Source organism: Comamonas faecalis, assembly GCF_039538025.1.
Lineage (GTDB): Bacteria > Pseudomonadota > Gammaproteobacteria > Burkholderiales > Burkholderiaceae_C > Comamonas_C > Comamonas_C faecalis.
In genome coordinates this window covers 32,710-54,181 of sequence record NZ_BAABBP010000009.1, presented here as the reverse complement: position 1 = coordinate 54,181, position 21,472 = coordinate 32,710, and the positions used below count along the sequence as shown (strand labels likewise).

The following is a 21,472-nucleotide window of genomic DNA, read 5'->3' as shown; positions in this document are numbered from 1 at the left end:
CTCTGAGCAGGGGAATCGGCCGCGCATGGAGACCCGTCTGCTCTCCCGCTCCGCTGCGACCATAATTTGTGAACTCAAAGTGTATACAAATTACCGAACCGGTATTTCAGGGTTGACCCGCATCAGCAACTGTGCCGCCACGGCCACGGCAATCACCTCGGGCTGCTTGCCGCTGATGCCGGGCACGCCGATCGGGCAGGTCACCTGCTCCAGCTCGGCCCCGGTGTAGCCGCGCGCCTCCAACCGATGGCGAAACGTCGCCCACTTGGTCTTGCTGCCGATCAGGCCAATGAACGGCAGGTCGCTCTGTCGGCGTTGGCGCTGCAGGCAGGCGGCGACGATGTCCAGATCCTCGGCGTGGCTGAAGCTCATGATCAGCACCATCGAGCCGCTCGCCAGGTCGGCGACCGCCGCCTGCACCGGATCGGAATGCTCGCACTGCACCGAATCGGGCAGCTGTGGCGGAAAGATCTCGTCGCGGCTGTCGACCCAGGTGATCGCGAACGGCAGCGGCGTGAGCACGCGCATGATGGCGTGGCCGACATGGCCGCCGCCAAACAGCGCCAGCGGATGGCCTGGCGCGGCCAGTTCGCGGCGCAGCCGCTCGATGTCGCCCGCCTGCACGCATTCATAGTGCAGCGTGACCACGCCGCCGCAGCACTGCCCCAGGCTGGGGCCGAGCGCCTGCCGCACCAGCGGCGCGCGCGCGCCCTGCCCGGCCAGGTACGCGTCCAGGCGCTCGCGCGCCTCGCGCATGGCCTGCAGTTCCAGATGGCCGCCGCCAATGGTGCCGATCAGCACCTCGGGGTCGCTGGCGGCAATCGCCATCCAGGCGCCCACCTCGCGCGGCACCGAGCCCTTGCCCGCGTGCACCCGCACCAGGCATGCCGGCCCCTGCGCCAGCGCTTGCAGCAGTTGCTGCAGCGCGGTGACTGCCAGGGCATTCATGTCCATGAGAAGCACGGCTCAGGAGCCGCGGTAGGTGGAGTAGCTCCAGGGGCTGACCAGCAGCGGCACGTGGTAATGCTGGTCGGCGTGGGCAATGCCGAAATCCAGGTTCACCCGGCCCAGGAAGTTGGGCTCGGGCAGCTGCACGCCCCTGGCCTTGAAGTAGGCTGCCACGTCGAAGGTCAGCCGGTAGGTGCCGGTGCGCAGGCTGTCGTCGCCGAACAGCGGCGCGTCGGTGCGGCCGTCGTGGTTGAGCACCAGGCGCTTGACCAGCGTGGCGTCGTCGCCGTCGGTGGCGTACAGCGCCACCGCCATGCCGGCCGCGGGGCAGCCGTGCATGGTGTCCAGAACGTGGGTACTCAGGCCCATGGTGTCGTCTCCTGTCTTGGGGTTGCAAATTAAAGTGTATACAAATCTTGTACTCGCTTGGCATGGAGGCATCGGTCGTTTACCCTGCCCGCTCCCACCGACAACCCGAGGAGACAAGCATGACTTTGCGCAGCACATTGCTGGCCGCCAGCGTCGCGCTGGCGCTGGCCAGCCTGGCCGGCTGCACCAGCACCGCCCCGTCGTCCCAGGCCGCCGCCCCCGCCGTCGTCCAAAGCAGCGCCGCCCAGGCGGCAGCAGCGGCCTACGACTTCGACATGGACATTTTCCACTCGGTGGTGGCGCACAACGGCATGGTGGCCAGCGAGCAGGCGCTGGCCTCGCGCATCGGGCTGGACACGCTCAAGGCCGGGGGCAACGCGGTCGACGCGGCCGTCGCGATGGGCTTTGCGCTGGCCGTGGCGCTGCCCAATGCGGGCAACATCGGCGGCGGCGGCTTCATGGTGGTGCATGACGCGAAGACCGGGCGCGACGTGGCGCTGGATTTTCGCGAAGTGGCGCCGCAGGGCGCGCACCGCACCATGTACCTGGACGCGCAGGGCAAGGTGATCGACGGCAAGTCGCTCTATACCCACTACGCCGTCGGCGTTCCCGGCACCGTTGCCGGCCTGGCGCACGCGCTGCAGCGCTGGGGCAGCCTGCCGCTGGAGCGCGTCGTCGCTCCGGCCGCCGACCTGGCCGAGAAAGGCTATCCGGTCAGCGAAACCCTGGCCAAGGTGCTCCGCCAGGAGACGAAGACGCTGGCGCCCTGGCCGGCCAGCCAGGCCATCTTCTGGAAGAATGGCGCGCCGCTGCAGCAGGGCGACCTGCTGGTGCAAAAAGACCTGGCCGCCTCGCTGCGCATGATCGGCAAGGAAGGCCCCAAGGCCTTCTACGAGGGCTCAATCGCGCAAAAAATTGCCGCCGAGATGGCGCCGCACGCCGGCGGCATCACGCTGGCCGACCTGAAGAACTACAAGGTGGTCGAGCGCGAACCAGTACGCGGCCACTACCGCGGCTACGAGATCGTCACCATGCCGCCGCCGTCCTCGGGCGGCGCGCACCTGGTGCAGATCCTGAACATGATGCAGCGCTGGCCGATGAAGGACTGGGGCGTCAACAGCGCGCAGAGCATCCACCACATGACCGAGGCGATGAAGCTGGCCTACGCCGACCGCGCCGAGTACCTGGGCGACCCGGACTTCGTCAAGGTGCCGCTCAAGGGCCTGACCTCGATGCGCTACGCCGACCACCTGGCCGCCGGCATCGATCCAGCAAAGGCGCGCCCGGCCCAGTCCATCAAGCCGGGCCAGCCCCAGGCCTACGAGAGCGACCAGACCACGCATTTCTCGGTGGTCGACAAGGCGGGCAACGCGGTGGCCGTCACCTATACGCTGAACACCAACTTCGGCAGCGGCATCGTCGCAGCAGGCACCGGCATCATGCTCAACAACGAGATGGACGACTTTGCCGCCAAGCCCGGCGTGGCCAACGCCTACGGCTTGGTCGGCGGCGACGCCAATGCGGTGCAGGCGGGCAAGCGCCCGCTGTCGTCGATGACGCCCACCATCGCGCTCAGGGACGGCAAGGTGGCGCTGGTCACCGGCAGCCCCGGCGGGCCGCGCATCATCACCACGGTGCTGCAAACCCTGGTCAACATCGTCGACTACGGCATGAACCCCTCTGAAGCCGCCGCCACGCCGCGCTTTCATCACCAGTGGACACCCGACGAGCTGCGCCTGGAGAAAGGCTTTTCCAACGACACGCTGGCGCTGCTGCGCGAGCGCGGACACAAGATCGCCGTCAAGCCCACGATGGGGCGCACGCAGACCATCCAGGTGCGCGAGGGCGTGCTCTACGGCGCGTCCGACCCGCGCAACCCGGACGGGCGCACGCTGGGGTATTGATCCGGCGCGGCCCGGCACGCGCGCCGGGCCGTGGCGGATCGAGCCGGTTGCCGGGAACCTGTTGGCGAGTGCGGGAATGGCTCACAAACACAAACATATATTTACAATAAGTTTCCCATCGCCAACACCTTCCCAGCACCTTGTCTGACGGCCCCACACACCCCACGCAACCCCCAGGCGCCGGCAGGTCTTCCATGCGGGTGCTTGGCCAGGCCCGGCTGCGGCAGGTGCTGACCGCCATTCTTGCCGCCTTCATGCTGCTGGCGGCGATGAACCTGGCCAAGGGCGCCTGGCTGGCCGCCGGCCTGGAGCTGACCACGGTCGCGCTGCTCGTGGCGGCCTATCGCCTCAACGAGCGCCACCGGGCAATGGCCAGCGCCTGGCTGACGCTGGGCTCTCTGCTACTGATGCTGCTGGGGCTGATGGTGGCCGGCCAGGGTTTGTATGACGAAGCCTTCATCGCCTTTCCCGGCCTGCTGCTGTTTGCCAGCATGTTCGGCTCGCACCGGCTCTCGGCCGCGCTACTGGCGGTCATGCTGGCGGCACTGGCCGGCCTGTACGGGGCGCACCAGCTGGGCTTCCTGCCCAGCGTGCCGCACGCGATCGACGCCTCGCGCCCACTGGCGCTGGCCACCATCCTGGTCGCCACCGGCATCTTCGTCATGGTCGTCAAGGCCGACCAGCGCCACCTGCTGGCGCAGCTGGACATCGAAAAGCACGAGCTGATGCGCTCGCACGCCCGCATCGAGGAGCTGGCCTACCGCGACATGCTGACCGGCCTGCCCAACCGCACGCTGGCGCTGCACCGCCTCGACGGCCTGCTGGCCCAGGCGCAGCGCGACCAGACGCTGGTGGGCGTCATGCTCCTCGACCTGGACCATTTCAAAACCATCAACGACGGGCTGGGCCACGCCAGGGCGGACGCGCTGCTGCGCGCCGTGGCCACGCGGCTGCGCGCCTGCGTGCGCCCGGGCGACACGGTGGCGCGGCTGGCAGGCGACGAGTTCGCGGTACTGCTGGGCGGCGTGCGCGACGAGCAGGCGTTCACCACGATCGCCAACAAGCTGCTCGCGCAGTTCGACCAGCCCTTTGCGCTGGACGACATGCCGGTGCACACCAGCTGTTCGCTGGGCATCGCCATCCATCCGCGCGACGGTGGCGACGGCACCACCTTGCTCAAGCACGCCGACCTGGCCATGTCCCAGTCCAAGAGCGCCGGGCGCAACACGTTTCGCTTCTTCGACGAGCAGATGAACGCCAGCCTGGCCGAGCAGCTGCAGCTGAGCGCCGGCCTGCGCAACGCGCTGGAGTGCGGCCAGCTGCAGCTGCACTACCAGCCCAAGATCGACCTGGCCAGCGGGCGCATCACCAGCGCCGAGGCGCTGATGCGCTGGCACCACCCCGAACAGAGTTGGATCTCGCCCGAGCGCTTCATCCCGGTGGCCGAACGCGCCGGAATGATCGAGCAGCTGGGCAACTGGGCGCTGCACCAGGCCTGCACCGACCTGCTGCGCTGGCAGGCGCAGGGGCTGCACGGCATCCGCGTGGCGGTCAACGTCTCGCCGCTGCAGTTTCTGCGCACCGACATGGCGCACACGGTCACCCAGGTGCTGCGCCAGCATGGCGTGACCGCGACATCGATCGAGCTGGAGATCACCGAATCGGTGCTGCTGGGCGACACCGCCCGCCTGAGCCAGACTTTGGATCGGCTGCACGACCTGGGCGTGCAGGTGGCCATCGACGACTTCGGCACCGGCTACTCCAACCTGGCCTATCTGCAGCGCCTGGCGGTACAGCACCTGAAGATCGACCGCTCGTTCACCCGCGACATCGCGCACGAGCCGCAAACGTGCGAGCTGGTGCGCGCCATCATCGAGATGGCGCGCTGCCTGGGCCTGCGCACCGTGGCCGAGGGCGTCGAAGACGCGCCCACGCAGCAACTGCTGCAGACGCTGGGCTGCGACGTCGGCCAGGGCTTTCACTGGTCGGCGGCGCTGCCGGCGCAGTCGTTTGCCGACTTCGTTCGCCGCCACCACAGCGCCCTCCAGCCTGCCCTGGCCACGGCGGGCTGACCGCCTGCCTCCTTCCGCCCGCCACCGATGTACTGCGCTGGCGGCTCGGTACAGACCGGGTTTTCCTTGGATTTGCGGTGCACCAAAAGTGTATACACATTTGGTCGCCAGCGCTATCATGGCGCCATGCAAACGACCACCACCAGCCAAATCGTCGAGCAGCTCACGCGCGCCATCATCGAGCACCGCCTGCACCCCGGCACCAAGCTGGCCGAGCAGAAGCTGGCCGATCACTTCGGCGTCTCGCGCACCCTGGTGCGCCAGGCGCTGTTCCAGCTGTCGCAAAACCGGCTGGTGCGCCTGGAGCCGGCGCGCGGCGCCTTCGTCGCCGCACCCACGGCCGAGGAGGCGCGCCAGGTCTTTGCGGTGCGCCGCATGCTGGAGGCCGAGATGACGCGCAACCTGGCCGCCCAGTGCACACCGGCGCAGCTTCGCGCGCTGCGCGACCACGTGGCGCGCGAGCAGGCCGCCGTGGAGCGCGCCGACGTGTCCGGGCGCAGCGAACTGCTGGCCGACTTCCACGTCGCCATGGCGCGGCTGACCGGCAACGAGGTGCTCGCCCAGCTGCTGGGCGAGCTGATCTCGCGCTGCGCGCTGATCGTGCTGATGTACCAGAGCGCCAGCGCCGCCGCGCACTCGCACGAGGAGCACGAGGCCATCGTCGACGCACTGGCCGCACGCGACGCCGAGCGCGCGGTGCGCCTGATGGACGAGCACCTGCAGCACGTCGAGGCCAGCCTGGTATACGACCGCGAACAACCGGCCAACGAGCTGTCGCTGGCGCTTTCCTGAAAGTCCCCACCCATGTCCCTGCCCATCTACGACGCCACCGCACCCTACCCCCGCGACCTGCACGGCTACGGCCGCAATCCGCCCCATCCCCACTGGCCAGGCCAGGCGCGCGTTGCGGTGCAGTTCGTGCTCAACTACGAGGAAGGCGGCGAAAACTGCGTGCTGCACGGCGACGCGGCGAGCGAGCAGTTCCTCTCGGAGATGTTCAACCCCGCGGCCTACCCAGCGCGCCACATGAGCATGGAGGGCATCTACGAATACGGAGCGCGCGCCGGCGTGTGGCGCATCCTGCGCGAGTTCGAGCGCCGGGGCCTGCACCTGACCGTCTTCGGCATTGCCAGCGCGCTGCAAAAACACCGAGAGGCCGCCCAAGCCTTCGACGAACTGGGCCACGAAGTGGCCTGCCACGGCCTGCGCTGGATCCACTACCAGGATCTGCCCGAAGCCGTCGAACGCGCCCACATGCAGCAGTGCCTGGATATCTTCGAAGACCTCTATGGCAGCGGCGGCGACCACGGCCTGGGCTGGTACACCGGCCGCGACAGCCCCAACACCCACCGCCTGGTGGCCGACGCCGGGCGCTTTGCCTACGACAGCGATTACTACGGCGACGACCTGCCGTTCTGGATGAAAGTGAGCAAGAGCGACGGCAGCGCCGCGCACCAGCTCATCGTGCCCTACACGTTGGACGCCAACGACATGCGCTTTGCCCTGCCCCAGGGCTACTCGCACGCCGACCCGTTCTTCCAGTACCTGAAGGACAGCTTCGACACGCTCTACGCCGAGGGCGATCCGGACGACCTGAACGCGCCCAAGATGATGAGCATCGGCATGCACTGCCGCCTGCTGGGCCGCCCCGGGCGCATCACCGCGCTGCAGCGCTTTCTGGACTACATCCAGCGCCACGACCGCGTCTGGATCTGCCGGCGCATCGACCTGGCGCGCCACTGGGCCGAGCGCTTCCCCGCACCGCTCTGACCGGCGCTGCCGGCGCCCCATCGACAAGACGACAACGACACCGATAGGAGACATTCCCCGTGGCATTGACCCTGGAACAACTGAACGCAGCCCCGCTCTCCGAAGCCGTGCAACTGCTGGACGGCGTGTACGAGCATTCGCCCTGGATTGCCGAGGCGGCGCTGGCGCGGCGCCCGTTCACCAGTCTGGCGCAGCTCAAATACGCAATGGTACAGGCGCTGGACGCCGCGGGCGAAGAGCGCCAGCTGCAACTGATCCGCGCCCACCCGGAGCTGGCCGGCAAGGCCATGGTCGGTAAGACGCTGACTGCCGAATCGACCAACGAGCAGAACAAGGCCGGGCTGACCGACTGCACGCCAAAGGAGTTCGAGCGCATCCAGCAGCTCAACCAGGACTACAACGCGCGCTTCGGCTTTCCCTTCATCCTGGCAGTGCGCGGCCCGCGCGGGCTGGGCCTGTCCAAGCGGCAAATCATCGACACCTTTGCCCGCCGCCTGGACAACCCCCGGGACTTCGAGCGCGCCGAGGCGCTGCGCAACATCCACCGCATTGCAGAAATTCGGCTCAACGACAAGTTCGACGCCGAGCCCGTGCTCGGCAACGACGTCTGGGACTGGCACGAGCGCCTGGCCCAGCACAGCGATGCCGGCTTTGCCGAACTGGGCCAGCTCACCGTCACTTACCTGACCGACGCCCACCGCGCCTGCGCCCAGCGCATCAGCCACTGGATGCGCGAGGCGGGCTTTGACGAAGTCAGTATTGACGCCGTGGGCAACGTCGTCGGCCGCTACCACCCGGCGCAAGAAGGCGGCAAATACCTGCTTACCGGCAGCCACTACGACACTGTGAGAAACGCCGGCAAGTACGACGGCCGGCTGGGTATCTTCGTGCCAATGGCCTGCGTGCGTGCCCTGGCCCGCGAGAAGCGGCGCCTGCCGTTCGGCATCGAGCTCGTCGCCTTTGCCGAGGAAGAAGGCCAGCGCTACAAGGCGACCTTCCTCGGATCGGGCGCGCTGGTCGGCGACTTCGATCCCGCGTGGCTCGACCAGCAGGACGCGGACGGCATCACGCTGCGCGACGCCATGGTGCATGCCGGCCTGTGCATCGACGACATCCCCAGGCTCAAGCGCGATGCGGCGCGCTACCTGGGCTTCATCGAGGTGCATATCGAGCAGGGCCCGGTGCTCAACGAGCTGGGCATTCCACTGGGCGTGGTCACCAGCATCAACGCCAGCAGCCGCTACCAGTGCCAGGTCACCGGCATGGCCAGCCACGCCGGCACCACGCCAATGGACCTCCGCCGCGACGCCGCGCTGGCCGCCGCCGAGCTTGCGCTGTACGCCGAGCAGCGCGCGCTGCGCGACGTGGGCAGCGTGGCCACCGTCGGCATGCTGCAGGTGCCCAACGGCTCGGTCAACGTGGTGCCGGGGCGCTGCCTGTTCAGCCTGGACATGCGCGCGCCCAGCGACGCGCAGCGCGACGCGCTGGAGGCCGACGTGCTGGCCGAATTTGCCTCCATCTGCCAGCGCCGCGGCCTGCGCTACGAGAGCACGCGCTCGATGCAGGCCAGCGCCGCGCCCAGCAACCCCGTGTGGCAGATGCGCTGGGAGGCGGCCGTGCAGGCACTGGGTCTGCCGCTGCACCGCATGCCCAGCGGCGCCGGCCACGACGCGATGAAGATCCACCAGATGCTGCCCCAGGCCATGCTGTTCGTGCGCGGCGAGAACAGCGGCATCAGCCACAACCCGCTGGAATCGAGCACCGCCGACGACATGCAGCTGGCCGTCGACGCCTTCAGCCATGTCTTGCACCAACTCGCACAGGAAAACCCATGAACACCTACGAACGACTGGACGCCTGGATCGACCAGCACTTTGACGAGCAGATCACGTTTTTGCAGCAGCTGGTACGCGTGCCCACCGACACGCCGCCGGGCAACAATGCGCCGCACGCCGAGCGCACCGCCGAGCTGATCGCCGCCTGGGGCTTTGACGCCGAGAAGCACGCCGTGCCCGAGCAGGAAGTGCGCGACTACGGCATGCAGTCCATCACCAACCTGATCGTGCGCCGCCCCTATGGCGACGGCGGGCGCACCGTGGCGCTCAACGCCCACGGTGACGTCGTACCCCCGGGCGAGGGCTGGCAGCACGACCCCTACGGCGCAGAAATCGACAGCGGCGCGATGTACGGGCGCGCCACCGCGGTGAGCAAGAGCGATTTTTCGACCTTCACCTTCGCGGTACGCGCGCTCGAAGCCGTCGCCAAACCCAGCAAGGGCGCCATCGAACTGCACTTCACCTATGACGAAGAGTTCGGCGGCTTGCTCGGCCCAGGCTGGCTGCTGGCGCAAGGGTTGACCAAACCCGACCTGCTGATTGCCGCCGGTTTCTCCTACGAGGTCGTGACCGCGCACAACGGCTGCCTGCAGATGGAGGTCACGGTGCACGGCAAGATGGCGCACGCCGCCGTGCCGCACACCGGCGTCGACGCACTGCAGGGCGCCGTGGCCGTCATGGGCGCGCTGTACGCGGAAAACACCGCGTATAAACAGATCAGCTCCCGGGTGCCCGGCATCAAGCACCCCTATCTGAACATCGGGCGCATCGAGGGCGGCACCAATACCAACGTCATTCCCGGCAAGGTGGTGCTCAAGCTCGACCGCCGCATGATCCCCGAGGAAAACCCGGCCGAGGTCGAGGCCCGCATCCGCGCCGTCATCGCCCAGGCGGTGCAAGACTTCAACGCGCAGCGCGGCTACACCGGCGACGACGCGGTGCGCGTGGACATCCGCCGCATCCTGCTGGCCAACGCCATGACGCCGCTGGCCGGCAACGCGCCGCTGGTCGACGCCATCCAAAAGCACGGCGAGGCGGTCTTCGGCGAAAAGCCACCGGCCGTCGGCACGCCGCTGTATACCGACGTGCGCCTGTACGTCGAACAAGGCATTCCCGGTGTGATCTACGGCGCCGGCCCGCGCACCGTGCTGGAGTCCCACGCCAAGAGAAACGACGAGCGCGTGCAGCTCGAAGACCTGCGCCGCGCCACCAAGGTCGTCGCGCGCACGCTGGCCGATCTGCTGGCATAGGCCAGCGGCCTCTGATGCCCGCCCCACCCGGGCGCGGGCAGTTCTCTTGCACCGGCACGGCCGCCCGCCCATACTCAGGCCATGCCTTCCACCCTCCCAGACGACCTCAGCGACGCCACCATCCCCGCAGCCAAGGTGCACCAGTGGCGCCGCCAGCGCCTGCACCAGGTGCTGTGGATTCTGATCGTCGCCTTTGCCGCACTGGCCGTGGCCAGCGCCACGCACCACGCCTGGGCCGCCGTGGCGCTGCACCTGTGCGCGGCCGCCGTGCTGGCGCTGGGCGTGCACTGGAGCCGCCGCGGCCATCCGCAGCTGGCCACCGCGGCGCTGCTGGGCGCGCCCACGGTGGCGCTGCTGGCACTGGCCAGCGAGGGGCTGTACGACGCCACGCTGCTGGCGCTGCCTGCCCTGCTGGTGTTTGCCGGGCTGTTCGGCTCGCGCCGGCTGCTGGCGCTGCTGCTGGTGTGCATGCTGGCTGCGCTCGCCCTGCTCTACGGCATGCACCTGCGCGGCATCCTCCCCAGCACGGCTGCGCCGCTGGGACCGCACCGCATCGTGCTGATGTCGGCCATGCTGGTGGTCACCGCATTTTTCGTCTGGCTGCTGGTGGCCGACCTGGGCCGGGCGCTGGAGCAAATCGAGACCGACCGCCAGGCGCTGATCGGCTCACACGCGCGCATCGAGCTGCTGGCCCACCGCGACAGCCTCACGCAGTTGCCCAACCGCACGCTGGCCAAGGATCGCCTCGGCCATCTGCTCGAGCATGCCCAGCGCAGCGGCACGCAGGTGGCGGTCGTCCTGCTCGACCTGGACACGTTCGGCCAGGTCAACGAACGCCTGGGCCACGACGAGGGCGACAGCCTGCTGGTGCAGTTGGCCCAGCGGCTGCGTACCAGCATGCGCGCGTCCGACACGGTGGCGCGCTTCTCGGGCGACGAGTTCCTGATCACCGCCGGCGACCTGCAGGGCAACGGCGCGGTCACCAGCCTCCTGACCAAGCTGCTGCAGGCGCTGGAGCAGCCCTTTGCCACGCAGGAGCAGCCACTGCAGCTGACGGCCTCCATCGGCATTGCCGTGGCGCCGCGCGACGGCAACGACACCGACACGCTGCTGCGCCACGCCGACCTGGCCATGCAGCACGCCAAGGCCGCGGGCGGCGACACGCTGCACTTTTTTGCGCCCGGCATGGACGAGCAGGCCCGCCAGCGCCTGGAGCACACCCAGCGGCTGCGCAAGGCGCTGGTGGACGACGCTCTGCAGCTGCACTACCTCCCGCAGGTGGCGCTGGGCCGCACGCGCGTGGCCGCCGCGCAAGCGCGCATCCTGTGGCAGGACAGCCGGCTGGGTGCGCAATGGCTGGACGCGGACGCGCCGCTGGTTGCCAGCAGCGGGCTGGTCGACATGCTGGGCACCTGGGCGTTGCGCCGCGCCTGCCAGGACGCACGCGCCTGGCGCGCCCAAGGCCTGGAGGACGTGGCGGTGAGCGCTCCGGTCTCGGCGCTGCAGTTTCGCCACGGCGCCATCGAACGCCAGGTGGCCGAGGCGCTGGCCGCCGCCCAGCTGCCGGCCAGCGCGCTGATACTGGAGCTGGCCGAGCCGCAAAACGGCACCGAAGTGGCGCAGCTTGCCGCGCCGCTGCAGCGCCTGGCCGCCAGCGGCGTGCGTATCGTCATCCGCCGCTTTGGCAGCGGCGCGGCCAGCCCGCTGTGGCTGGATCACCTGTCGGCGGCGGCGCTGGAGCTGGACGCCCCCCTGGTGCGCAGCAGCGACGCGGCGCACGCGCGCACTCTGCAGACGCTGGCGGCCGTCGCCCGGTCGCTGCAGCTGCCGGTCAGCGCCGGCGGTGTGGACGATGCAGCCGCGCTGCAGCGCATGCAGGCGCTGGGCTGCAGCGCCGGCAGCGGGTCGTACTGGACGGAGCCGCTGGCGCCCGCGCAGCTCGTTGCCTGGGTGCGCCAGCACGAAGCGCACGCCGAGAGCGTAAACACGCTTTGAGAGCGTGTTTACGCTCTGAGCAACTGCGCCTTCGCCGGCCTACCACTGGCCCGGGTTGGGCTGGCGCTTGCGGATGGCCTGCAGAATCAGCTCATGCATGTCGGGGCGCTTGGCCTGCTGCGCAAACGCCAGTGCATCGAGCCCCAGCTCGTTCTTGATCGCCGGGTCGGCGCCCTCGTCAACCAGCAGCCGCGCCACCTCGGGGCGGCCGTAGCGCACGGCCATCATCAAAGGCGTCGTGCCATTGGGAGATGCCGCATCGATATAGGCATGGTGCTCCAGCAGCAGTGCGGTCACCGCCGGCGCGTCGTCGCCCAGGCTGGAGGCGGCGTAGTGCAAGGGCGTCCAGCCGACCTGGTTCACGTCGGCGTCGCGCTCGATCAATGCCCTGGCCGTGGCCAGGTCGCCCTGCAGCGCGGCCAGCATCAGCGCGGTCTCGCCCTTGGCGCTGGCGGCATTGACCTGCAGGCCGGGCGCGGCCAGCAGCGCCGCGACCGCCTTGCGCGCCTTTTCGCGCTGCGCCAGCAGCAACGCCGGCTCGCCGCCGGCGGTGCGCGCATTGGGGTCGAAGCCGCGGCGCAGCAGATTTGCCACCGTGGCACCGTCGTCGACCTGCAGCGCACGAAAGAAATCCTCGTACGCGCCGGCCTGCACGCCGTGCGTGGCCAGCAGCAGCGCGGCGGGCAGCAGGGCCAGGATGCGGCGGCGCATCATGGCTGCGGCTCCCCGCGCAAAAACAGCCGCTCGAAGTTGCGGCTGGTCAGCTCGGCCACTTCTTCGACCGGCAGGCCGCGCAACTGCGCGATCTGCTGCGCGACGAACGGCACGTACGACGGGTTGTTGACCTTGCCGCGGTAGGGCACGGGCGCGAGATACGGGCTGTCGGTCTCGATCAGCAGACGATCGAGCGGCACGAAGGCCGCCACGTCGCGCAGATCCTGCGCGTTCTTGAAGGTCAGGATGCCCGAGAACGAGATGTAAAAACCCATGTCCAGCGCGGCGCGTGCCACGGCCTGCGTTTCGGTGAAGCAGTGGAACACGCCGCCTGCGCTGCTCGCGCCACCATCCTCGCCCTCCTCGCGCAGAATGCCCAGCGTGTCGTCGCTGGCGCTGCGCGTGTGGATGACCAGCGGCTTGCGCGCCGCGCGTGCCGCGCGGATGTGGGTGGAAAAGCGCGTGCGCTGCCAGTCCAGATCGGCAATGCTGCGCCCGCCCTTGCGATCCTGCATGCCGTAGTAGTCCAGCCCTGTCTCGCCAATGGCGACGACGCGCGCCAGCGCCGCGCGATCGAGCAAATCCTGCACTGTGGGCTCGCGCACGCCCTCCTCGTCAGGGTGCACGCCGACGGTGGCCCAGAAATTGTCATAGCGGGTGGCCAGCGCGTGCACACCGTCGAACTCTTCCAGCGTGGTGCAGATGCACAGCGCCCGATCGACCTGGGCGGCCTGCATGGCGGCGCGTATCTGCGGCAGCTGCGGCGCCAGCGCCGCATCGTTCAAATGGCAGTGGGAATCGACAAACATCGGCAAAGCATACGCACCGGGTGGCCGCCTGTGCGCGGCCGCCCGGCGCAGGGTGGAGAAATCAAATGGTCTGAGTCGGCTTGTCCATGCCGAGGCTGGCGCCCAGCAGTTCCTCGATCTTGAGCCGCAGCTCGCGCGACTTGTCGTCGTTGGGAAAGCGCACGCCCACACCCTGGCTGCGGTTGCCCGAGGCATGCGCCGGCGTGACCCAGGCCACGCGCCCGGCCACCGGGTAGCGCTGGGGGCTGTCGGGCAGCGACAGCAGCACGTAGACATCGTCGCCCAGCCGGTAGTCCTTGGTCGTCGGCACGAAGATGCCGCCCTCGGTAAAGAACGGGATATAGGCTGCGTACAGCGCGGCCCGCTCCTTGATGTTGAGCTGCATGACGCTGGGGCGCGGCGTGGTGGCTGTGGTGTTCATGGCGCGGGCGGTACAGAAGTCAAGTATCAAAGTGTAGTAGTGCGCGCGCCTGGCCCACAAGCGCCTCCAGCATCAGGGTGGCGTTGTAGGGGTGATCGGCGGTGCGCGCCTGCTGCGCCAGCGTGTGCGACCAGCGCACCAGCACGGTGAGTTGCGGCAGCAGCTGCGCCGCGGGCAGATCCTGCGGCTCGAAATAGCGCGGCGCGGCACCCGCGCGCAACGCCATCAGGTCGTGGCACAGCTTCTGCAGCACGTCGACCGCCTGTGCCGGCGCCAGGTCGGCCAGCGCCGCCGCGTCGCCGCGCGCCAGCGTGCGCGGCAACTGCGCCCACGACGCAGGAGCGCGGCCGCTGCGCGCCAGGGCCAGCGCATCGTCGGGGCGCCCGCCGCAGGCGCGCAGCCACACTTGCGCGGCCTGCGCGTCCACGCCCTGCTGCGCCAGCCAGTGCAGGATGGCGTCCTGCTGTGGCCACAGCATGGTGTGCGCCAGGCAGCGGCTGCGAATCGTCGGCAGCAACTGGTGCGCCGCCTCGCTGGCCAGCACGAAGCGCAGGTCGCCCGCGGGCTCCTCCAGCGTCTTGAGCAAGGCGTTGGCCGCCACCGCGTTCATCTGCTCTGCCGGGTAGACCAGCACCGCCTTGCCGCGCCCGCGTGCGCTGGTGCGCTGGGCAAACTCGACCGCATCGCGCATCGCGTCGACCCGGATCTCGCGGCTGGGCTTGCGCTTCTTGTCGTCGATGTCGGCCTGCGCCTTCTCGGGCAGCGGCCAGCCCAGTGCCAGCATCTGGGTCTCGGGCATCAGCACGCACAGGTCGGCGTGGGTGTGCACGTCGATGGCGTGGCAGCTGGCGCACTGGCCGCAGGCACCGCCCTGCGTCGGCGCATCGCACAGCCAGGCGCGCACCAACGACAGCGCCAGCGCGTACTGTCCCAGGCCCGACGGCCCCTGCAGCAGCCAGGCATGGCCGCGCTGGGCCAACAGCGCCTGGCGCTGCGCGGCTATCCATTCGGGCACGGCGCCCTGCCCGCTCATGCCCCGCCTCCGGGCGCCGCCAGCCAGCCGCGCGCCTGCAGCGCCGCGCGCACCTGGGCGGCCACCTGCGCACGCTCCTGGTCGGCGTCGATGCGCACGATGCGCTGCGGCGCCTGCGTGGCGCGCGCGGCATAGCCCGCGGCCACGCGCTCGAAGAACGCCGCCGGCTCGGCCTCGAAGCGGTCGGGGCTGCGCGCGGCCTGCAGGCGCTGCGCCGCCACCGCGGGCGGCAGGTCGAACCACAGCGTCAGGTCGGGCTCGCGCAGCCGCTGCGCGTCGGCACCGGCGCCGGTCTGCACCAGGCGCTCCATCAGTGCCAGCGTCTGCAGGTCAAAGCCCCGCCCTGCACCCTGGTAGGCAAAGCTCGCGTCGGTGAAGCGGTCGCACAGCACCACCTCGCCGCGCGCGAGCGCCGGCTCGATGACACAGCGCAAATGGTCGCGCCGCGCGGCGAAGACGACCAGGATCTCGGTGAGCGCATCCATGCCCTCGTGCAGCAGAAGCTCGCGCAGCTTCTCGGCCAGCGGCGTGCCGCCGGGCTCGCGCGTGAGCAGCACGCGCGAGCCCGCATCCTGCAGCGCCTGCGCCAGCGCCTGGATGTGCGAGGATTTGCCCGCGCCGTCGATGCCTTCGAAGGTGATGAACAGGCCGGCTGCACTCATTTGCGTCCTCGCTGGTAGCGGTTGACCGCGCGGTTGTGCTCGTCCAGCGTGGCGCTGAAGTGGCTGGTGCCGTCGCCACGCGCGACGAAATACAGCGCCTTGGTCGGCGCCGGCTGCACCGCAGCCAGCAGCGCCGCCTTGCCCGGCATTGCGATCGGCGTGGGTGGCAGGCCGGCGCGAGTGTAGGTATTCCAGGGCGTGTCAGCCTGCAGGTCGCGCTTGCGCAGGTTGCCGTCGAAGGCCTCGCCCAGGCCGTAGATCACCGTCGGGTCGGTCTGCAGCAGCATGCCGCGGCGCAGGCGGTTGGTGAACACGCCGGCAATCTGTGCGCGATCCTCGGCGCGGCCGGTTTCCTTCTCGACGATGCTCGCCAGAATCAAGACTTGGTCGGCCGACTTGAGCGGCGTGTCCGGCGCGCGCAGCGCCCAGGCCGCATCCAGGTGCCGATCCATCGCGTGCAGCGCGCGGCGCAGCACGGCCAGGTCCGAACTGCCCTTGGCGTAGGCGTAGGTGTCGGGGAAGAACCGGCCCTCGGGCGCGACGCCTGCGCGTTCCAGCGCCGCCATGATGGCGGCGTCGTCCATCGCGGCCGTATCGTCCTTGAGCTGCTGGGCCTGCGCCAGCGCCTGGCGCACCTGGCGAAACGTCCAGCCCTCGACCAGCGTCACCGTGCTCAGCGATTGTTCGCCGCGCACCAATTTCTGCAGCAATTCATAGGGCGTGGTGCCCTGCGTGATCTCGTAATTGCCGGCGCGGATCTGACGATCCTTGCCCGAGATGCGAAACCACAGCCACAGCCAACGCGGCTGCACCTGCACGCCCGCCTGTGCCACCGCCTGCGCCACCCTGCGCGGCGCGGTGCCGGGCTCGATCTCCAGCTCGACCGCCTGCCCGCCCGGCAGCCGCAGCGGCGCGTGCAGCCACCAAGCCGCACCGGCACCAGCAGCAAGCACAATCAGCAGCAGTACAAGCAGAAAACGGCGCACGAAACAACCCCAACCCACGTCAAACCAAACCGGTCATCATAATTCAGCCCATGAACGATTTGCCTTCTCCAGCGCTCGACGGCGCCGCCCCGCTGAGCCATCTGGGCGTGATCCGCGTCCAGGGCGACGACGCCGCTCCTTTTCTGCACTCACAACTCACCCAGGACTTCCTGCACCTGGCGGCCGACCAGGCCCGCCTGGCCGCATTGCTCAGCCCCAAGGGCCGCATGCTGACCAGCATGATCGGCGTGTGGCTTGCCAACGACGACATCGCGCTGGTCTGCAGCCGCGACCTGCTGGTCGCCACGCTCAAGCGCCTGTCGCTGTTCGTGCTGCGCGCCAAGGCAAGGCTGAGCGACGCCACGGCGCAATTCCAGCTCTGGGGCCTGGCCGGCTCCGCCGCGCAGGCCGCCCTGCCTCCGGGGGCCACACCGTGGCAGCAGCATGTGCAGGGCGGCGCAGCCAGCGTGCGGCTCTACCCCGCGGCCGGCCAGTCGCGCGCGCTGTGGCTGGCGCCCGCGGATCACGCCGCGCCCGACGCGCCGTCGCTGGCACAGGCGCACTGGCTGTGGAGCGAAGTGGCCAGCGGCGTCGCCACGCTCAGCGCCGCACTGACCGACAAGCTGGTGCCGCAAATGCTCAACTACGAATCCATTGGCGGCGTGAGCTTCAAAAAGGGCTGCTACCCCGGCCAGGAGGTGGTGGCGCGCAGCCAGTTTCGCGGCGCGATCAAACGGCGCACCTACCTGGCACACTTGCCAGCCCACTGCGCGCCCGGCACCGAAATCCATGCCGCCGGCCACCCCGACGAGCCCGCCGGCCTGGTCGCCCAATGCGCCAACGCCCCGGACGGCAGCGCCGCAGCACTGGTCGTGCTGCAGATCGCCGCAGCCGACGCCACGCTGCAAACTGCCACCGGCGTACCGCTGACGCTGCAGCCCCTGCCCTACGCTTTGCTGCAGGACATTTGAAGCGGCATGAAAAAACGCACTGGTCTTGAAAGATCAGTGCGTTTCCAGAGTGGTGGGTCGTGTTGGATTCGAACCAACGACCAACGGATTAAAAGTCCGCTGCTCTACCGGCTGAGCTAACGACCCGTATTCTTGCGAAGCCTGTGATTCTAATTCAAAAAATTGCCGTTTCTGCGGAAACAGCCAGATTTTCCATCACCCATCCTGCCGCGCACTGGCCAAACGTGGCAGTGACCGCAACGGACGACCCGTAGCCGCGGCAGTTGAGCGAGCCGTCGCCGCCCTGCAGGTCGCACGATGCGTGGGGCGCGGCAACGGCCTCACGGCTGAAGATGCAGGCGATGCCGATGCGCTTGCCGCCCTGCGGCGCGCCGTGCTCACGGCGCAGGCGGTAGCGCAGTTGCGCGAGCAGTGGGTCGTGCGTGGTTTGCGACAGGTCGGCCAGATCGACCTTGTGCGCCAGGCGCTTGCCGCCGGCCGCGCCTACGCTGACGAAGGCGCAGGAGCGCCGCCGCTGGCGCAGCGCCCAGGCGGCCAGCGCGGTCTTGGCGCGCACCTGGTCGCAGGCGTCGATCACCGCGTCCACCGTCTGGCCCTGCAGCAGCGCAGGCCAGTTGGCCTCATCGACGAAGTCCTCAATGCACTGCACCTGGCAGTCCGGGTTGATCTGTGCGATGCGCTCGGCCATGGCCTGAACCTTGGCCTGCCCCAGCGTGCCGGTCAGCGCATGGATCTGACGGTTGACGTTGGACTCGGCCACATGGTCGAGGTCGATCAGCGTCAGCCGCCCCACGCCGCTGCGCGCCAGCGCCTCCGCAGCCCAGGAGCCTACGCCGCCGATGCCGATGACGACCGCATGGGCGGTGCGAATACGCGCGGCGCCCGCCACGCCGTACAGCCGCGCCAGGCCGCCAAAGCGCCGCTCCAGGCTGGCCTGGACGCCATCGTCCTCGGCCACCTCCGGGAGGATGCTGGTCTCGGCGCCCGCGTCCACGGCGCTTACTTCAGGCGCGCCAGGCGCTCCTTGGCGGCGCTGGCGGCTTCGGACTGAGGGTAGACCTTGATCAGGTCTTCCAGCGTCTTGCGTGCGGCCTTGGTGTCCTTGAGCTCGACCTGGCAATTGGCGATCGACAGGGCGGCCTCTGGCGCGCGCGCATGGTTGGGGTTGGCGGCCAGCAGCGCCTTGAAGTTGTCGATGGCGCCCTTGTAGTCGCGCGTGGCATATTGGGCATTGCCCAGCCAGAAGCGCGCCGAAGGCAGGTAGCCCGACTGCGGGTACTGGCGCACGAAGCCATCGAAAGCAGTGGCCGCCTCGGCGAACTTGCCCGAGCGGAACACGCCCAGCGCGGCCTCGTAATCCTGGCGCTCCTTGGGCTCGGCGACGAACTCCATGCCGTCGACCTGCACCGTCGTGGGCTCGAACTGGTGCAGGCGCTGCTGCGTGTCCTTCTGGCTGCGCTGCAGATCGGCCACGTCGCGCTGCAGCTTCTCGTTGGCGCCGCGCAGGTTGGCTACTTCGACGCGCAGCGCCTCGATCTGGGTCTGCATGTCCAGCAGGCTGCGGCGCAGCTGCGCCGCGTCGGTGCTTGAGCGCTCGCCGCTTTGCTGACTGGACTGCGTGAGCGCATCCACGCGCTCGCGCAACTCCAGGATGGCGCGGCGCGCGTCGCCGTCTTCGAACAGCGCGTAGCTGGGCGTGGCCCACAGCGCCGCCGTCGCGCAGGCGGCCACGGTGAGCGCACGCAAGGCCGCGCGTGGGTGCACGTACCCGGCCATCACTTGTGGTAATTCAGCTCAACGCGGCGGTTCTTCGCGTAGGCGTCTTCGTTAAAGCCATGGACCGCGGGCTTTTCCTTGCCGAAGCTCACCGCCTCCATCTGCGCGTCGCTCACGCCCATCACCGCCAGCGCACGGCGCACGGCCTCGGCACGCTTTTGGCCCAGTGCCAGGTTGTACTCGCGCCCACCGCGCTCGTCGGTGTTGCCCTCAAGCATGACCTTGCGCGAGGGCTCGGCCTTCAGAAAGCGTGCGTGCTGCTCAAGCGTGGACTGGTACTCGGGGCGCACGGCGTAGCTGTCGAAGTCGAAATAAACGATGCGCTCCACGCCCACGGGGCCCACGTCGGCGCCGCTTTGTCCCGTCAGGTCGACCGGCGCCACCGCGCCGCTGCCCGCACCGCCCTGGCCGTTGGTGGAGATGGCACCCTTGTCCTCGACGGGCACTTGGTCCAGGTTGACGCCCGAGCTGCAACCAGCGAGCACGGCAGCCATGGACAGCACCAGCGCGGCAGGCTTCAAACGCAAACGGTTCATGATGAAAAAACTCCTGAAAAAGGAAAGCGAAAATCCGGTGACCCGGTGGTTGTGGAAAAGGGAACGAGCAGGCGTTACTGCTTCTGGAACGGCCCCCAGTCGGGCTCGCGAATGTCGCCGCCCTGACCGGCCAGGCGTGTCTTGATGCGCCCGTCCAGCGTGGTCGTCATCAGCGCCTCGCGTCCCTGGAACTGGGTGGCGTACATGATCAGGCGGCCGTTGGGGGCAAAGCTGGGGCTCTCATCTGCGCTGGTGTCGGTCAGCGATGTGACTGCGCCGCTCTTGATGTCCATCACCTGCAGCTTGAACGCACCGCCGCTGCGCGTAATGAAGGCCAGCCACTGGCCGTCGGGGCTGATGGCCGGGGAGATGTTGTAGTTGCCGCTGAAGGTCACGCGCTGGGCGGCACCGCCGCTGGCAGGCACGCGGTAGATCTGCGGCGAGCCGCCGCGGTCGCTGACGAAGTAGATGCTGGCGCCGTCGCTGGAGAACACCGGCTCGGTGTCGATGCCGCTGCTTTGCATCAGGCGGCGCGGCTCGCCGCCCTGGGCGTCGATGCTGTAGAGCTGCGAATTGCCGTCGCGCGTGAGCGTGACCGCCAGGCGCTTGCCGTCGGGCGACCAGGCCGGCGCGCTGTTGGAGCCGCGGAAGTTGGCGATCAGGCGCCTGCGGCCGGTGGCCACGTCGTGCACGTAGACGACTGGCTTGCGCGACTCGAACGACACATAGGCCAGTTGCGCCCCGCTGGGCGACCAGGCCGGCGAGATGATGGGCTCGGTGCTCGACAGCGCCGACTGCGCGTTCTCGCCGTCGGCGTCGGCCACCCACAGGCTGTAGCGCGGGCCGACCTTGGTGACGTAGGCGATGCGGGTGGAGAACACGCCGCGCTCGCCGGTGAGCTTTTCGTAGATGAAATCGGCCATGCGGTGCGCGACCAGGCGCAGGTCGCCCGTCGTGACGGCAAAGCTCTGCCCGCCCAGATCCTCCATGCGCACCACGTCCCACAGGCGAAAGCGCACCTCCCAGCGGCCGTCGGCCAGGCGGGTGATGCTGCCGGCGCTGAGAGCGTCGGCCTTGCGCTCGCGCCATATGGCCATGTCCGGGCGGGTGGCTTCGTCCAGCGCCACGCCGTCGCTGTTGACGCCGACGAAGCGGCCGCTGCGCTGCAGGTCGGCCAGGACGATTTGCGAGATTTTCTGGGGCGACTGATCCTCGCCGCGCAGCGGGGCAATCGCGATCGGCATCTGGTTGAGGCCAACACCGGTGATCTCGACGCGAAACTGCGCCAGCGCCGGAAGCGCTCCCGAGGCGGCGACGGCGCCAATCACGCTGCGCCGGCGCAGGGTGGCGAAAGATTCTGCGGCAAGGGGAGAAAGAGAACGGTCAAAAGACATGGACGACCATCAAACAAACAGGAAATG

The 21,472-nt window shown here is 69.1% G+C and carries 20 protein-coding genes and 1 tRNA gene; 8 read left to right on the top strand and 13 right to left on the bottom strand.

Annotated features, from left to right (window positions below; all coding sequences use genetic code 11):
* Positions 1 to 90: 90 nt before the first annotated feature.
* Both xdhC and uraH read right to left on the bottom strand, forming a co-directional pair.
* Complete coding sequence (gene xdhC / locus ABD767_RS06825; protein ID WP_344868926.1) at positions 91 to 954, bottom strand: xanthine dehydrogenase accessory protein XdhC; 864 nt, start codon at positions 952 to 954, stop codon at positions 91 to 93.
* Between the two features lie 12 nt (positions 955 to 966).
* The gene (uraH, locus tag ABD767_RS06820; RefSeq protein ID WP_103043803.1) at positions 967 to 1,317 is read right to left on the bottom strand and encodes a hydroxyisourate hydrolase; all 351 of its coding nucleotides are present in this window, start codon (positions 1,315 to 1,317) and stop codon (positions 967 to 969) included.
* A 119-nt stretch (positions 1,318 to 1,436) separates the two neighbouring features.
* Between uraH and ggt the strand changes: the two genes are divergently transcribed.
* The 7 genes from ggt to ABD767_RS06785 all read left to right on the top strand — a co-directional run bounded on the left by ggt (position 1,437) and on the right by ABD767_RS06785 (position 12,143).
* Complete coding sequence (ggt, locus tag ABD767_RS06815) at positions 1,437 to 3,221, top strand: gamma-glutamyltransferase (protein ID WP_103043802.1); 1,785 nt, start codon at positions 1,437 to 1,439, stop codon at positions 3,219 to 3,221.
* Positions 3,222 to 3,415: 194 nt separating this feature from the next.
* The gene (locus ABD767_RS06810; RefSeq protein WP_103043801.1) at positions 3,416 to 5,293 is read left to right on the top strand and encodes an EAL domain-containing protein; all 1,878 of its coding nucleotides are present in this window, start codon (positions 3,416 to 3,418) and stop codon (positions 5,291 to 5,293) included.
* 126 nt (positions 5,294 to 5,419) lie between these two features.
* On the top strand, positions 5,420 to 6,085 hold the full coding sequence (locus tag ABD767_RS06805) for an FCD domain-containing protein (RefSeq protein WP_103043800.1): 666 nt from the start codon (positions 5,420 to 5,422) through the stop codon (positions 6,083 to 6,085).
* Positions 6,086 to 6,097: 12 nt separating this feature from the next.
* Positions 6,098 to 7,063 carry an allantoinase PuuE gene (puuE, locus tag ABD767_RS06800; protein ID WP_103043799.1) on the top strand — a complete coding sequence of 322 codons (966 nt, stop codon included), beginning with the start codon at positions 6,098 to 6,100 and terminating at the stop codon, positions 7,061 to 7,063.
* Positions 7,064 to 7,122: 59 nt separating this feature from the next.
* Positions 7,123 to 8,898 carry a 2-oxo-4-hydroxy-4-carboxy-5-ureidoimidazoline decarboxylase gene (gene uraD, locus ABD767_RS06795; protein ID WP_103043798.1) on the top strand — a complete coding sequence of 592 codons (1,776 nt, stop codon included), beginning with the start codon at positions 7,123 to 7,125 and terminating at the stop codon, positions 8,896 to 8,898.
* Positions 8,895 to 10,148: a M20/M25/M40 family metallo-hydrolase gene (locus tag ABD767_RS06790; RefSeq protein ID WP_103043797.1), complete on the top strand. Its 1,254-nt coding sequence runs from the start codon at positions 8,895 to 8,897 to the stop codon at positions 10,146 to 10,148. The genes uraD and ABD767_RS06790 overlap by 4 nt, the downstream gene beginning before the upstream one ends.
* Positions 10,149 to 10,229: 81 nt before the next feature.
* The gene (locus ABD767_RS06785) at positions 10,230 to 12,143 is read left to right on the top strand and encodes a diguanylate cyclase domain-containing protein (protein ID WP_103043796.1); all 1,914 of its coding nucleotides are present in this window, start codon (positions 10,230 to 10,232) and stop codon (positions 12,141 to 12,143) included.
* A 39-nt stretch (positions 12,144 to 12,182) separates the two neighbouring features.
* On the opposite strand, the gene ABD767_RS06780 is transcribed toward ABD767_RS06785, so the two are convergent.
* The 6 genes from ABD767_RS06780 to mltG all read right to left on the bottom strand — a co-directional run bounded on the left by ABD767_RS06780 (position 12,183) and on the right by mltG (position 16,768).
* Positions 12,183 to 12,857 carry an ankyrin repeat domain-containing protein gene (locus ABD767_RS06780; RefSeq protein WP_103043795.1) on the bottom strand — a complete coding sequence of 225 codons (675 nt, stop codon included), beginning with the start codon at positions 12,855 to 12,857 and terminating at the stop codon, positions 12,183 to 12,185.
* A complete protein-coding gene (locus ABD767_RS06775; RefSeq protein WP_103043794.1) occupies positions 12,854 to 13,666 on the bottom strand; it encodes a YchF/TatD family DNA exonuclease in 813 nt (270 codons plus the stop codon). Before ABD767_RS06775 ends, ABD767_RS06780 begins: the two co-directional genes overlap by 4 nt.
* A 61-nt stretch (positions 13,667 to 13,727) precedes the next feature.
* The gene (locus ABD767_RS06770) at positions 13,728 to 14,087 is read right to left on the bottom strand and encodes a PilZ domain-containing protein (protein WP_103043793.1); all 360 of its coding nucleotides are present in this window, start codon (positions 14,085 to 14,087) and stop codon (positions 13,728 to 13,730) included.
* Between the two features lie 19 nt (positions 14,088 to 14,106).
* Positions 14,107 to 15,120, bottom strand: a complete 1,014-nt coding sequence (locus tag ABD767_RS06765; RefSeq protein ID WP_103043792.1) for a DNA polymerase III subunit delta' — start codon at positions 15,118 to 15,120, stop codon at positions 14,107 to 14,109.
* On the bottom strand, positions 15,117 to 15,782 hold the full coding sequence (gene tmk, locus ABD767_RS06760) for a dTMP kinase (RefSeq protein ID WP_103043791.1): 666 nt from the start codon (positions 15,780 to 15,782) through the stop codon (positions 15,117 to 15,119). The genes ABD767_RS06765 and tmk overlap by 4 nt, the downstream gene beginning before the upstream one ends.
* Positions 15,779 to 16,768, bottom strand: a complete 990-nt coding sequence (gene mltG, locus ABD767_RS06755; protein WP_103043790.1) for an endolytic transglycosylase MltG — start codon at positions 16,766 to 16,768, stop codon at positions 15,779 to 15,781. Before mltG ends, tmk begins: the two co-directional genes overlap by 4 nt.
* A 50-nt stretch (positions 16,769 to 16,818) precedes the next feature.
* Here mltG and ygfZ point away from each other — a divergent pair, with 50 nt between their 5' ends.
* Positions 16,819 to 17,739 (top strand): CAF17-like 4Fe-4S cluster assembly/insertion protein YgfZ, encoded by a 921-nt coding sequence (gene ygfZ / locus ABD767_RS06750; RefSeq protein WP_103043789.1) that lies wholly within the window; start codon positions 16,819 to 16,821, stop codon positions 17,737 to 17,739.
* 50 nt (positions 17,740 to 17,789) lie between these two features.
* Here ygfZ and ABD767_RS06745 read toward each other — a convergent pair.
* The 5 genes from ABD767_RS06745 to tolB form a co-directional block, all read right to left on the bottom strand.
* Positions 17,790 to 17,865, bottom strand: a tRNA-Lys gene (locus ABD767_RS06745).
* 28 nt (positions 17,866 to 17,893) lie between these two features.
* Entirely contained in the window at positions 17,894 to 18,733 is an 840-nt protein-coding gene (locus ABD767_RS06740; RefSeq protein ID WP_103043788.1) for a tRNA threonylcarbamoyladenosine dehydratase, read from the bottom strand.
* A gap of 5 nt (positions 18,734 to 18,738) precedes the next feature.
* Positions 18,739 to 19,515: a tol-pal system protein YbgF gene (gene ybgF / locus ABD767_RS06735; protein ID WP_344868916.1), complete on the bottom strand. Its 777-nt coding sequence runs from the start codon at positions 19,513 to 19,515 to the stop codon at positions 18,739 to 18,741.
* The gene (gene pal / locus ABD767_RS06730) at positions 19,515 to 20,051 is read right to left on the bottom strand and encodes a peptidoglycan-associated lipoprotein Pal (RefSeq protein ID WP_103043786.1); all 537 of its coding nucleotides are present in this window, start codon (positions 20,049 to 20,051) and stop codon (positions 19,515 to 19,517) included. The genes ybgF and pal overlap by 1 nt, the downstream gene beginning before the upstream one ends.
* Before the next feature lie 74 nt (positions 20,052 to 20,125).
* Entirely contained in the window at positions 20,126 to 21,445 is a 1,320-nt protein-coding gene (gene tolB, locus ABD767_RS06725) for a Tol-Pal system beta propeller repeat protein TolB (RefSeq protein ID WP_103043785.1), read from the bottom strand.
* Positions 21,446 to 21,472 lie beyond the last annotated feature (27 nt).